Origin of the sequence: Bacillus haimaensis (assembly GCF_048270625.1) — a bacterium.
Classification (GTDB): Bacteria; Bacillota; Bacilli; order Bacillales; family Bacillaceae_I; genus Sutcliffiella_A; species Sutcliffiella_A haimaensis.
In genome coordinates this window covers 923,643-936,778 of record NZ_CP158164.1, presented here as the reverse complement: position 1 = coordinate 936,778, position 13,136 = coordinate 923,643, and the positions used below count along the sequence as shown (strand labels likewise).

Here is a 13,136-nt window from a genome sequence, read left to right as displayed (position 1 = left end):
TGGAAAAAGTCCAGCGGTTTTTTTTGTTTGGTTTTGTCATAACCTCCGGGGACAAGCATATAGTGAATTAACTATATTGTCTTAGGAGGAAATTTCCCATGATTCGACTATTCATTGCAGCCCTTATCTGTATCACTATCTTCAGCATCTATTATGACCTCTCAAAAGGAACCATCCCCATCGCAAACGTTCAGCAGGCAGCCCAGGTCATGACCACTCCTTCCTTGACAGAGGAACCAGAAACGGAATCAGATTCCAATACAACTTACATAGAAGTGGAAGTAAAAGCCGGTGATACCGTTCTCACAGTTGCTGAGCGAATCGCCAATAAGCCCATCCCTGTGTCCATCACTCAACTGGTGGAGGATTTTCAGATTCTTAATGAAGGAATGGCACCTGAAAAGATCCAAGTAGGCAAAATATATAAGTTTCCCCTATACTAGAGGCACTTAAACATTTCCACTTGTCTTTCTATATCTCAGTTGTTAAAATATGTTGGGAGTTAGTGGATAATACTAGCTTTTTTCCTGGATTAAAGGTAATCTGATGAAGATAGATGTTTTGATCTTAGATCATTCCTAAAAGGAGCGATTCACTCGTGAATGAAATGATACATCGTACTAAAACCCGTCCGGTAAAGGTTGGCGATCTTACTATCGGCGGAAGCAATGAACTATTTATCCAAAGTATGACTACAACAAAAACTCATGATGTCGAGGCGACAGTTGCTGAAATCAAACGCCTGGAAGAAGCGGGCTGTCAGGTAGTTCGAGTAGCAGTTCCTGATGAGCGTGCTGCCAACGCCATTGCGGACATCAAGAGACAAATTAATATTCCATTAGTGGCAGACATCCACTTTGACTATAAGCTAGCGTTAAAAGCCATTGAAGGCGGTATAGACAAGATCCGTATCAACCCGGGGAATATTGGACGCCGTGAAAAGGTGGAAGCTGTAGTAAATGCAGCCAAAGCAAAGGGTATTCCTATCCGTATAGGGGTAAATGCCGGTTCTCTTGAGAAGCGTATCATTGAAAAATACGGCTACCCGACTGCTGACGGAATGGTGGAAAGCGCGCTTCACCACATCAAGATACTTGAAGACCTGGATTTTCACGATATCATCGTATCCATGAAAGCATCTGATGTGAATCTTGCGATTGAAGCTTATGAAAAAGCTGCTAAAGCTTTCGACTACCCTCTTCACTTAGGTATCACTGAATCCGGAACTTTGTTTGCCGGAACGGTGAAAAGTGCTGCAGGATTGGGAGCTATCCTGAGCAAAGGTATCGGAAACACACTACGTATTTCCCTTAGCGCCGATCCTGTTGAAGAAGTAAAGGTTGCACGTGAATTACTGAAATCTTTCGGGCTTTCCTCCAACGCCGCAACATTGATTTCCTGTCCTACTTGCGGACGTATCGAAATCGACCTGATCAGCATTGCGAATGAAGTGGAAGAATACATTTCCACAATCAAAGCTCCAATCAAGGTCGCGGTTCTTGGATGCGCGGTAAATGGTCCAGGTGAAGCACGCGAAGCGGATATCGGAATTGCAGGGGCACGAGGCGAGGGTCTTCTTTTCCGTAAAGGAGAAATCGTCCGTAAAGTTCCTGAAGCGGTAATGGTCGAGGAACTAAAGAAAGAAATCGATAAAATTGCAGAAGAATATTTTGCAAACCAGGAAGCAGAAAAAGCAAAAGCTTGACACTGAAAAGTGCCAAGCTTTTTTTCGTTAGGTTAAAAAAGTGGAAGTACAAACAACCCAACAACGATCGATACGATACCGATACCTATCGCCCATGCTCCTAACCCTGTAGCACCACGTTTGCGGGCAATGAAGCCCACAATGATACCAGCAGCACCCATGATGATCGGTAGGAAGAATAAAGATAGTATAGAAAGAGCAAGTCCAAGAAATCCAAGGCCTCTGCCGCTCATTCCCATCACATCGCTTCGTTCCTCCTCAAAGACCTCTTCTCTTTCCCCGCTTCTATCTGAGCGTAGTACAGGAGGAGCAACCGCAACCTCTGCCGCATTTTCTTCCAAATACAGCTGTTGCGATTTTCCTGCCGCTACGTGAGGATCTTGATAAGCCAATTCTGAATCAAAACGTTCTCGTGCTTCTTCGTTTTTCTCCATTTCATTTGCCATTCGTATCCCTCGCTTTCATAAGAAGTTAGGAGCATTACTTATTATGACCTCCGCCAACCAAAAGATATATGTTAACTTTTTCCGAAGCAACCCGCTTTTTCAATAGCGCTGGGCTAAAGATAAGGTTTTAACATTAAACACCCTGTTGGTCTCCGTTCCAGGCGTTCGCTTATCCTAAGGCGGCCTCGCGAGCCTCCTCGGCGCTTTGCGCCTGCGGGGTATCCCTTGACACGCTGCTCCCGCAGGAGTCTCACGCCTTGCACTCCAACCAACAGGGGTGAACTATAGTATAAAATTCGCTTTTCTAAAGTTTAAAAAATTGATCTTTTTGCCATACTTTCATTTCAAAGGAGCAAAAACTGTTAAAGAACTGAGTTGATTGAAGCGGAGGACACTTGACTTCTGCGGGAAAGTAGATGGCATGGGAGACCCCACAGGCGAAGCCAAGGAGGCTCCCATCCGTCCCCGGCGAATCTTGTGTCCGGAGCGGAAATCAACGGGCTTCATTTGATGTTTACTTATCCAATAACAACAATGAATGCGAAAACAGCCTAATTTAAAAGTGAACTTAGTTCTTATTAACTGTTTTTTGGACAAAATATGATAAGATGTCCTTATGAAGAAAAGCGGGAGGTAACACATGAGAAAAAGACTTGGAATCGATATTGATGGAACATTGACCTGCCCTACCACCTTTGTTCCATTTATCAATAAAACCTTAAATAAAAACATTACCCTCGAAGATATGACCCAATACGATCTGACACCCCTTATGGGATTGTCGGAGGAAGGCTTTTGGGAATGGATGGACGAAATGGAACCTGTCATCTATCAGGATGCCCCATTGGCGATTGGCGCAAAAGAGATTGTCCAAAAGTGGCAGGGGGAATTTGATCTCTTTTTTATCAGTGCACGTAGAAACCATCTATTTGAGATCACCAATACTTGGTTCGCCAAGCAAGAGATTGATTACGATCATTTGGAGCTTTTGGGCACACATAATAAGATAAGTGCTGTCAAGCAACATAATATTGACCTCTTTTTTGAAGATAAGCATGATAACGCAGTGGATATCAGCGAACAATGCCACATTCCTGTCATTCTCTTTGATACACCCTATAACAGAAATCCAATCCCTGATAATGTACATAGAGTGAGCAATTGGTTTGAAGCAGAGAAAATAGTACAAAACCTCCTTCAATCTACCGCTTCACTAAAATAAGACTTTATGCCCATCTTTCGACAATTTTCTTTACAAATTGGATAACTTTGTCGATAATTATGATGAAAAAGCCGTACGAAAAGGCAAAATCATTGAAAAGTGATGACGCAAAGCTATGGAGCTAAAGTTCTTCCATGTATAGAGCCATGCTAGCCAGCTACCGAACACGCACATGAAACAACCTCCGTACGGGCTTTAACGTTAAAGGAGGAAAATAATCATGCATAACGAAGAAACATGGTTCACACCTGAAAGAAAAGAAAAAATATTATACGCTTCCCTAATTGCTTTTTCTGTATTTGTAGGTGCTGGAATTACAGTTCTAGTTAACACAGCCATTTAAAGATGAAAAAAGCTGACTTACCTACGCAGAACAGCGTCTGATGAGTCAGCTTTTTTCAATTTCAATCAACCATGTTTTCTCATGGCTTTGATTAATTGATTTTTTATGCTATCAACAAAATCAATCGTATTGATTTCCTGATTTTTCGTACCCATTTCTTTTGCTGTTTCCAAAATGACAACCAGGTCCTCCTTATTTAAAGAGGACTCCTCTACCTTCTTCCTGAACATTGCATACACCCTTATTTTTTCATATATGAGGCTGTATTCGCAGAAATTGTTACGTAAGACGAATACAATATAAACACGTAAACTTTTTCATCATCGTGCTCTTTTCGGTGTATGAAGTTAATAAATTATTTAAACATTGTGTAGTTTATCTCTGTAAAAAAATCCAAAAGCCGATTTTTTACGGTCAAAAGCAACAAACCTTACGAAAAGAGCTTATATGAGAAAGTTCGACTGCTTTCCCGATTTTTCGAGGGCTAGTATTACATATAAGACTATAGTACCTTTATATGTTGGTTTTGGAGAAAAGGTGAAGTCAAAAATAAAACGGCTGCAGATACGCAGCCGTTTTTCATTTCATCTTCTCTAGTTTCTAAACACATTCAGGACATCTTCCATATATCTCAAACTTATGACCTGTTACATCATAGCCGTTTAGATCTTCACCAAGATTTTTCATTGGGCAGGTTTCGATTTCTTTGGTTTTTCCACAGTCCAGGCAGATAAAATGATGGTGATGATGGTTTGTTGAACAGGTAAAGTGGAAATGCTTTTCCCCGGACAGTTCCGTACTTTCCAAAATATCAAGCTCCACAAATAGCGCCAGATTCCGGTAGATTGTATCAAAGCTGAGGCCAGGATAGTTCTCCTTCATGGCATCCAATACGTCCTTTGCAGTCAAATACTTGTCCTCTGCTGCAAACAACTCCAGCATTTCCTGCCTTTTTCCAGTATATTTGTACCCCTTGTTTTTCATTAAGAGCAAGGCTTGTGAGACATTCATTTACTTTCCTCTCCTTACTTTATTCCAAAGAATTGTAATAATGAGAATCAAGACAGAAATAATGACAATCGTCCCCCCGGAGCTAGGTCCAGGTAAAAAGATGTGGCAAGGCCACCTATCACCGCAATCTCCCCAAATAGCACCGACAATAAAATGGTCTGTTTAAACCCGCGGCTCAGACGCATACTTGCGGCAACAGGCAATGTCATAAGGGATGAAACAAGAAGTATCCCTACAATGCGCATGCTTGCGGCAATAACCAGTGCTACCATGATGATAAAAATCAAATGAAACATTCTGGCATTCACACCTGACACCTTCGCATGCTCCTCATCGAAGGAAAGGACGAAAAATTCTTTATAGAAAAGGACGATTGTTGCAACAACCGCAATCGCAATAACAAAAATGGTCCAAAAGTCCACACTTGTTACCGCACTGACACTTCCGAACAGAAAGTTGAACAAGTCGGTGTTAAAGCCATCCGCAAGCGAGATGAAAATGACTCCGAGTCCAATCCCGGACGAAAGAATGATAGGTATGGCAAGCTCCTGATAATGCTTATACACACCCCTCAGCTTCTCAATAAAGAGAGCTCCAGTTACAGAAAAAGCCATCCCAAAATAAATCGGGCTTAACCCGGTGAAAAGGCCGAACCGCTTTTCCACCAGAAGGCTCGCTGCTATCCCTGCAAGCGTCACATGACTAAGGGCGTCCGCTATCAGGGACAATCTCCGGACAACCACAAAGACACCCAATAACGGCGCCAAAAATCCTATCAATAATCCTGTATAAACCGCATTTCTTAAAAATTCGAATTGCATGAGTGCTGAAATCATTACATATGCCCTCCATCATGGTGGTGATGACTAAGAACATGGACGTCATGACCATAGAACTGAGATAAGTCATGGGAACATAATTTTTCAAAGTCATCTGTTAAACCATGGAAGTGCAAGGTCTTGTTCAGGCATGCCACATGTGTCACTTTTTCTGTTATCGTCCCTATATCATGAGTCACCATCACTAAGGTGATTCCCAGATCTTTGTTCAGTTTTTCGAGCATCAGGTAGAAGTTATGGACATTTTTTGCATCCACCCCTACTGTCGGCTCATCTAATATAAGCAGCTCAGGATCACTTACCAGGGCTCTGGCGATAAAGATACGCTGCTGCTGGCCGCCTGACAGATCGCCGATATTTCTATGGGCAAATTCCTCCATCCCTACGGCTTTGATCGCATCCAACACTTTCCTTTTATGCTCCTTATTGAAGAAACGAAGCAATCCGACTTTTGAAACAAGACCTGTAGATACCACTTCAAAAACAGTCGCTGGAAAACCTGAATTAAAGCTATTAGCCTTTTGTGAAACAAAACCTATTTTATTCCACTCTTTAAATTTCCGGATGTCCTTGCCAAAAAGCTGAATGGAACCTTGCTGAGGCTTCAATAAGCCAAGGATACATTTAAGCAGCGTGGATTTTCCGGAACCATTCGGACCCACCAGTCCAAGGAATGCTCCTTCAGGTATCGTAAGGTGGATATCCTCCAACACATTCTGCTGTTCATATTTAAAGGAAAGTCCTTTTATTTCTAACACATTTTCGATAGGTTTCATCTATTTCACACCTTATAAGATAAGAATCATTACGATTTTTCCACAATAGATTAGTATACAGGAGACAAGTAGAAAAGTAAATCGTTTGAACCTGCTACTTTTATTATCCTCCACCCTTTTCAAAGCTAAACAAAAAAGCCTGTAAATCAGGCTTTTTTATGAAGAGGCAGACGATAGCAAAAAGTGGACCCTTCTCCCAGCTTACTATCGATAAAAAGCTCCCCATCGTGATCTTCAATTATTTTTTTGCAAAGCGGAATTCCAAGGCCGTTCCCTTTTTCTTTGGTTGTAAAGAATGGCTTTCCAATCCGGTCAAGTACATCCTCAGCCATGCCTTTCCCATTATCCATGACGGTTATTTCATAAAACATATCCGATTTTTTAGCACGCAAAAGGAAGAACTTGCTCTTCTGGTTCTCCGGATATGCTTCAATTGCATTTCTAAGAAAGTTGAGCATAACCTGCTTTATCATTGCTTCATTCACTACTACCTGATCTTCCACTTCGTCTATTTCAAAATCAAAATCGATATTATGCAGCAAACATTCTGATTGAAAAATGTAAACAAGTGAACGGAAAATCTGTTGTGGCTGAATCGGCTGCTTTTTCACTTTTTTACGGGAAACCGACAGGAAGTCCTCAATAATGGAGTTCATCCGATTGATTTCGGCCATGATGGTATCATAGTACTTACTCCAATTGTTCGTAATCTGTGATAACTGGATAAACCCTTTGATTACAGAAAGCGGGTTTCTCAATTCATGTGCCATTCCAGCGGAAATCTGTGAAACAGACTCCATCTGCTGCTTATAAATCAGTAGATTTTCAAATTTTTGCTGGTACGAGCGGTCATGGATAATAAAAAACACTTTCTCCGTCTGTTCAAAATAAAGCCCTTGTATCTGAAAAAGCATTTCATCGTCATAACAGATCCGTTCCTTGAAGTTTTTATTGAGATAAATTTCTTCGTGGATTTCCATTAGTTTCTGTTTCAAAAAGCTTGGAGTATGAATGCTTGAGAAATCGGCATTACGGTATGTATCCTCCTCCACATCAAGCTCCAAAACGGTGAGGCAGCGCTTGTTGATATATTCAATGGTAGCCTGTTTAGTAAGAACCAATATGGCTACATCCAGTGAGTTTGTAGTGAATTCATTCAATTTAAGGGATTGTTCGATGGTGCCATAATGCAATGGGAGTATACTCATCACATCATTGCTTTCAATGACATTCCCAGACAAATAAATGCGGTTCTCCGTAAACTTTCCATTGTATACCACTTCTATGTATTTCCCATCTATCCGGTGAAAAAGAATCTTTTTTCGCATTTCCCCATTAGCCATCACCAGTTCTTGAATATATGTAAAGACTTTTTCCCTGTAGCTGGTCGGAAAAGTTAAGAAAAATGATCTATCCTCATCCATTAAAGAGAAAAATGAGGCAGCATGCTCATTCCACTCCTCTATTGAACCGTTTACATTTAAAATCAAACGCAAATCAGAGCTTAATGTACGAAAAATATCTTGTTCCTTCTGATCTATGATAAAAGACAAGGCGACTCCCCCTTGTTACCTTTAAATATCGTTAAAAATGAATTATTGTTTATCTTTTTTTAATTATACAATAATTTCCTAACTATTGTCATATTATTTCGTAAAGGTAGCACTTTTGTTTATTTTCCATAGGCTATCATGGGAGGGATTCTATGAATATTTACCAGCAGATTGTAAACAAAAAGCTTCACAACATCTCACCTGAAGAACTGATGAACTACAGCGCTCAGTACAATATTTCATTGACTTCAGATCAGGCAAAGAAGGTTTCGGCTCTTTTACAATCAAAAAAAGTGAATGTCTTCAACACATCGGAACGTATCCAGCTGATGAAGGAAGTTGCAAAAATCACCGGTCATGAGACAGCAAAAAAAGTCAATCAATTGTTTATGGAGTTTACAAAATGACAAAAAGGAGCAGGGGGTGAATCCCCTGCTCTTTTTCTATTAGTCGTTTAATATTTTCGTCAATATATCTTCCTGGAACACTTTGTTTCTCAGCATTGCAATCTCGTGTTTGTAAGGAGGCTTTCTGTCTTTTTTATCTTCTCCGACATAAGGCGTCTCCAGTATTTTCGGGATGGCGGAAAGCTGGTCGTGATGCACGATATAATTCAATGCATCAAACCCGATGTTCCCAAATCCGATATTCTCATGGCGGTCCTTCGCTGCCCCTCGTATATTTTTACTGTCATTGATATGAAGCACCTTGATTCTATCCAGCCCTACTATGTCATCAAACTGCTTCAATACACCATCAAAGTCATCGACAATATCGTAGCCTGCATCATGAACATGGCATGTATCAAAGCAGACAGAAAGCTTTTCGTTGAGATGTACACCATCGATGATAGCTGCAATTTCTTCAAAGGTTCTTCCGCACTCCGAACCTTTACCTGCCATCGTTTCCAGTGCTATTTGCACATTTTGTTCTTTAGTAAGAGCTTCATTGAGTCCCCTTATTATCTGGGAAATACCAATTTCCGCTCCCGCTCCGACATGTGCGCCTGGATGAAGCACAATCTGCTTCGCTCCGATTGCTTCTGTTCTTCTGATCTCTTCCGCTAGGAAGTTCACTCCGAGCTCGAATGTTTCCGGCTTTTCAGAATTTCCAATATTGATGATATACGGGGCATGAACAATGATGTCCTTGATCCCATGGTCCTTCATATGCTGAAGACCTGCTTCAATATTAAGATCTTCTATTTTTTTTCTTCTTGTATTCTGGGGAGCACCTGTATAGACCATAAATACATTCGCTCCATAAGAAGCCGCCTCTTCACTTGCAGCAAGCAGCATTTTCTTTCCGCTCATCGAAACATGTGAACCGATTAAAAGATTATTTTCCACTACAACATCACCTCTTTAAAAAATCCATCTTTATTTTACCATAATGTTGTCGGGAAAGGTCATATTAGAGCTCGCCTTATCTTTTCTTTAAACGACGTTGCCTTTTCTTGAATTGCTCCACTTCGTACTTATGTTTCTTTTTGTAGCCTGGTTTTACTTTTTCGGACTTTTTAACCGCTGTTTTCGCAGCCACATCTATCTCATTGATCTTCTTTTGACGGTTTTGACGCTTATTACGCGCACCGATCTCTACAAGTTCGCCGCCTTTAAGATCCATCTGTGTAAAGGTAATTCCCAGTTTTTCGATTTGAGCCAATGCATTTTCATCCGACGGTTCAAAAAATGTAATTGCTTTTCCGGAATATTCGGCACGGCCAGTACGTCCAACGCGGTGTACATAGAAATCCAGATCTGTAGGAATTTCAAAATTGATAACATGACTCACACCATCAATATCGATACCTCTGGCAGCCAGGTCTGTTGCAACCACATATTGGTAGTCCAGTTCATTGATTTGCTTCATCATTTTCTTACGTTCACGAGGATTCAGGTCACCATGGATTCTTCCAACCTTCAAGCCTTGTTCAAGGAGGGAATCCGCCACTTCATCGGCTTTTTTCTTTGTATTCGTAAACACAATTGCCAGGAAAGGATTCAATTGAACAAGTACATCATGCAAAAGAGTCATTTTATTTTTTGATTTCACCGGAATAAGCATGTGATTGATTTTCGTTGCAGTAACTTGCTTCGGTGCTACATGTGTATATTTTGGATTTTCCATATACTTGCGCAAGAACGGCTTTAACTTTTCAGGAATCGTTGCGGAAAATACAAGTATCTGAAGGTCTTTTGGCATGGCAGAAGCGATTTTATCTATATCTTCAATAAAACCCATTTCGAGCATCAAATCCGCTTCATCGACGACGATTGTTTTAGCAGTATAAACCTGTAGTGCTTTTTCACTCATCAGATCCTTGATACGACCTGGAGTTCCCACGACAATTTGAGGCTGCTGCTTCAAACGATCAATCGTACGCTGTTTGTCTGTTCCACCAATATAACAGCGAGCGGTAATTTCTTCGTCAGGTGCACAGAACTTTGTCATTTTTAAAACTTCCTGATAGATCTGGTTGGCTAATTCTCTTGTAGGTGCGGTGATGACAGCTTGCACCTCTTGAAGGGATGGGTCAATTTTGCTTAAAATCGGAATCAAATAAGCATGCGTTTTACCGGTACCTGTTTGTGATTGGCCAATTGCGCTTTCTCCATTCAATAAGGAGGGAATCATTCTTTCTTGAACCTCAGTCGGTTTTTGAAAACGAAGTTCTTTCACCGCTTCCAATATAAACGGTTTCACTTTGAATTTCTCAAATTGTGTATTCATCTATCTTCCTCCAGCATTTCTAATTTAAAATCATGATTATCTATGTTAATGTTCCATAATTTTCAAAGAGATCATTTATTAAGTTTGTCTCATTTTTTTACCCAAACTACTATTATAAATGACTTTCTTCGTTTTGGCTACATTACGGTTGTGCCCATTCTTATGGGACGATAAACATTTCAAGTACCAACGGCATAAATTATAAAAGAATAAGCATTTGTCTCATGTAAATTGTTAATGTCTTTCTATTTTCCCCATTAATCACGCTGATTTAACAAACACGCAAGAATTTTTAAGAAAGAAAGGAGGATTACCATGTTTTTTGGACCAAACCGACCGATGCCAACAAATAATGCTTCACCTTTTCAGTTCGGAGGTGGCATGCAACCCTTTGGGCAGATGCAGCCACCAAATATGTCAAATATGCCTAATCCAATGATGATGAGAAACCCATCTCCTTTTATGGGGGGAATGGGAGGAGGTTCCAGGGGACCATTATTTGGTGGTAATTTCGGAGGATCTGGTTTTGGTGGACTTGGCTTTGGAGGACCTGGTTTTGGTGGGTCTGGATTTGGTGGACCCGGTTTTGGAAGTGCGAAAGTTGGCGGTTCCGGTGGCGGAGGGGGCTTGCTTGCCAAGCTTTTGGGCCGGGGAGGAGCAAGGAGCATCGGCGGAATGGGCGGACTGGGTCAACTTGCCAACACTGGTAGCGGCTTAGGCCAATTGGCTAACAGTGGTGCTCTACAGCAGCTTGCCAATCCAAGCAACCTGACCGGGATGTTAACCAATGTTCAAAAGGCGCTAAAGATGGCGGAATCCGTAATGCCAATGGTTCAGCAATATGGGCCTCTCGTTCGAAATGTACCTGCCATGATCAAATTATATAGCGAATTGAAAAATGTCGATGTGGATGATGAGGAAGAAACAGCTTCCTCCGAGACAACAGATGAAGGCGCGGATTCTGACAGCAAAAAAAGTACTGCAGCCTCGTCTAAACCCCGTAAAAAGAAAAAACCAGAAACAGATGCTAAGGAAGTAAAAGAGGCAAAAACTAAGGGGGCACCCGGACCAAAGCTTTATGTTTAGAACTGCCCTTATCTTCCTTTTGTACTATCCCTCCCATTTATATTATAATAAGAGAATAGTAGCGAGAGAGTGTGTATCGTAGATCACTCTCTTTGTTTATTAATAAGGAGGGTAACATAGTATGGAGATTATTAAGATTGCCCCACGTGGCTATTGCTACGGCGTAGTGGATGCTATGGTTATTGCAAGAAATGCAGCTTTAGACAAAACGTTACCACGCCCAATCTACATTCTTGGTATGATTGTTCATAATAAACATGTAACAGATGCATTTGAAGAAGAAGGAATCATTACACTTGACGGTGCGAACCGAAAAGAGATTCTGGACAAGATTGATCACGGTACCGTCATTTTCACAGCTCACGGTGTGTCACCGGAAGTGAAAAAACTTGCCAGAGAAAAAGGCCTGACCACCATCGATGCTACATGTCCGGATGTTACCCGTACACATGACTTGATTCGTGCAAAGGAAGCGGAAGGCTATGATGTCATCTACATCGGTAAAAAAGGCCATCCAGAGCCAGAAGGAGCCGTCGGTGTCGCTCCAGGAATCGTCCATCTTGTAGAAAATGAGGACGATGTGGCAGGACTTGCGATTCATAATGAAAAGATTATCGTAACGAACCAGACGACAATGAGCCAATGGGACGTTGCTGACATCATGATAAAGGTACAGGAGAAATATCCGCACGTGGAGCAGCACAAAGAAATCTGCCTGGCTACGCAGGTTAGACAAGAGGCTGTTGCCGAGCAGGCTGGAGAAGCGGACGTAACGATTGTGGTCGGTGATCCAAAAAGCAACAACTCCAATCGCCTTGCGCAAGTTTCCCATGAGATTGCCGGCACTCCTGCATACCGTATATCAGACATAAGCGAATTGAAGGTAGAGTGGCTGATGGATGCAAAAAAAGTGGCTGTAACTGCAGGAGCGTCCACTCCAACACCTATTACGAAAGAAGTCATCACGTTTATCGAGAACTTCGATCCTATGAACGATGCAACATGGAATACGACGAAAAATGTTCCTTTGCAGAAGATATTGCCTAAGGTTAAGAAGAAGACGGTTTAAATATGATTGCTGCCGGGATTAGTTCCGGTAGCTTTTTTATTTGCATGCTAATCTTTTGCAGATGAACACACTTTCTGTTTTTTCGATGAACTAAGTAAAACCTACCGACCGGCTGAGGCATCATTCCGGCCTTTTGATTCCCTCACTTTTCCTTTTGCGACTGAGTGAAGGCATCATCCTGGACTTTTGATTCCCTCTCTCCTCTTTTTCGACGGAGTGAAGATATCATCCCGACCTTTTGATTCCCTCACTCCTCCATTCCTGACTGGGTGAAGGTATCATTCCTGCCTTTTGATTCCCTCTCTCCTCCATTTCCCACTGGGTGAAGGTATCATCCCGACCTTTTGATTCCC

At 41.5% G+C, this 13,136-nt stretch carries 14 protein-coding genes, 1 pseudogene and 1 riboswitch; of the genes and pseudogenes, 7 read left to right on the top strand and 8 right to left on the bottom strand.

Translation table 11 applies throughout. From position 1 onward, the window contains the following. Positions 1–98 precede the first annotated feature (98 nt). Positions 99–443 (top strand): hypothetical protein, encoded by a 345-nt coding sequence (locus ABN702_RS04500; RefSeq protein WP_417899572.1) that lies wholly within the window; start codon positions 99–101, stop codon positions 441–443. 164 nt (positions 444–607) lie between these two features. Further along, positions 608–1,705 carry a flavodoxin-dependent (E)-4-hydroxy-3-methylbut-2-enyl-diphosphate synthase gene (gene ispG, locus ABN702_RS04495; protein WP_204416441.1) on the top strand — a complete coding sequence of 366 codons (1,098 nt, stop codon included), beginning with the start codon at positions 608–610 and terminating at the stop codon, positions 1,703–1,705. A 32-nt stretch (positions 1,706–1,737) separates the two neighbouring features. Here ispG and ABN702_RS04490 read toward each other — a convergent pair whose 3' ends face one another. After that, complete coding sequence (locus tag ABN702_RS04490; protein WP_417899571.1) at positions 1,738–2,151, bottom strand: hypothetical protein; 414 nt, start codon at positions 2,149–2,151, stop codon at positions 1,738–1,740. Between the two features lie 640 nt (positions 2,152–2,791). On the opposite strand from ABN702_RS04490, the gene ABN702_RS04485 reads away from it, so the two are divergent. Continuing rightward, positions 2,792–3,373 carry a 5' nucleotidase, NT5C type gene (locus ABN702_RS04485; protein WP_417899570.1) on the top strand — a complete coding sequence of 194 codons (582 nt, stop codon included), beginning with the start codon at positions 2,792–2,794 and terminating at the stop codon, positions 3,371–3,373. A gap of 72 nt (positions 3,374–3,445) precedes the next feature. Then, a riboswitch (cyclic di-GMP riboswitch) is annotated at positions 3,446–3,538 on the top strand. A gap of 55 nt (positions 3,539–3,593) precedes the next feature. Beyond that, the gene (locus ABN702_RS04480) at positions 3,594–3,716 is read left to right on the top strand and encodes a hypothetical protein (protein ID WP_417899569.1); all 123 of its coding nucleotides are present in this window, start codon (positions 3,594–3,596) and stop codon (positions 3,714–3,716) included. A gap of 65 nt (positions 3,717–3,781) precedes the next feature. On the opposite strand, the gene ABN702_RS04475 is transcribed toward ABN702_RS04480, so the two are convergent. The 5 genes and pseudogenes from ABN702_RS04475 to ABN702_RS04455 form a co-directional block, all read right to left on the bottom strand. Then, complete coding sequence (locus ABN702_RS04475; RefSeq protein ID WP_417899568.1) at positions 3,782–3,946, bottom strand: hypothetical protein; 165 nt, start codon at positions 3,944–3,946, stop codon at positions 3,782–3,784. A 370-nt stretch (positions 3,947–4,316) separates the two neighbouring features. Continuing rightward, positions 4,317–4,727, bottom strand: a complete 411-nt coding sequence (locus tag ABN702_RS04470; RefSeq protein WP_417899567.1) for a Fur family transcriptional regulator — start codon at positions 4,725–4,727, stop codon at positions 4,317–4,319. Then, positions 4,728–5,563 (bottom strand): annotated as a pseudogene (locus tag ABN702_RS04465) (metal ABC transporter permease). After that, entirely contained in the window at positions 5,563–6,333 is a 771-nt protein-coding gene (locus tag ABN702_RS04460; protein WP_417900824.1) for a metal ABC transporter ATP-binding protein, read from the bottom strand. The pseudogene ABN702_RS04465 and the gene ABN702_RS04460 overlap by 1 nt, the downstream one beginning before the upstream one ends. Positions 6,334–6,488: 155 nt before the next feature. After that, positions 6,489–7,895 (bottom strand): ATP-binding protein, encoded by a 1,407-nt coding sequence (locus ABN702_RS04455; protein WP_417899566.1) that lies wholly within the window; start codon positions 7,893–7,895, stop codon positions 6,489–6,491. Between the two features lie 152 nt (positions 7,896–8,047). Between ABN702_RS04455 and ABN702_RS04450 the strand changes: the two genes are divergently transcribed. Next, complete coding sequence (locus tag ABN702_RS04450) at positions 8,048–8,302, top strand: DUF2624 domain-containing protein (protein WP_417899565.1); 255 nt, start codon at positions 8,048–8,050, stop codon at positions 8,300–8,302. A 39-nt stretch (positions 8,303–8,341) separates the two neighbouring features. On the opposite strand, the gene ABN702_RS04445 is transcribed toward ABN702_RS04450, so the two are convergent. Further along, positions 8,342–9,244 carry a deoxyribonuclease IV gene (locus ABN702_RS04445; RefSeq protein ID WP_417899564.1) on the bottom strand — a complete coding sequence of 301 codons (903 nt, stop codon included), beginning with the start codon at positions 9,242–9,244 and terminating at the stop codon, positions 8,342–8,344. A 76-nt stretch (positions 9,245–9,320) separates the two neighbouring features. Next, the gene (locus tag ABN702_RS04440; protein ID WP_417899563.1) at positions 9,321–10,628 is read right to left on the bottom strand and encodes a DEAD/DEAH box helicase; all 1,308 of its coding nucleotides are present in this window, start codon (positions 10,626–10,628) and stop codon (positions 9,321–9,323) included. Between the two features lie 315 nt (positions 10,629–10,943). Here ABN702_RS04440 and vrrA point away from each other — a divergent pair, with 315 nt between their 5' ends. Then, the gene (gene vrrA, locus ABN702_RS04435) at positions 10,944–11,714 is read left to right on the top strand and encodes a VrrA/YqfQ family protein (RefSeq protein ID WP_417899562.1); all 771 of its coding nucleotides are present in this window, start codon (positions 10,944–10,946) and stop codon (positions 11,712–11,714) included. A gap of 121 nt (positions 11,715–11,835) precedes the next feature. After that, a complete protein-coding gene (locus tag ABN702_RS04430; RefSeq protein WP_417899561.1) occupies positions 11,836–12,783 on the top strand; it encodes a 4-hydroxy-3-methylbut-2-enyl diphosphate reductase in 948 nt (315 codons plus the stop codon). The last annotated feature ends 353 nt before the right edge of the window (positions 12,784–13,136 follow it).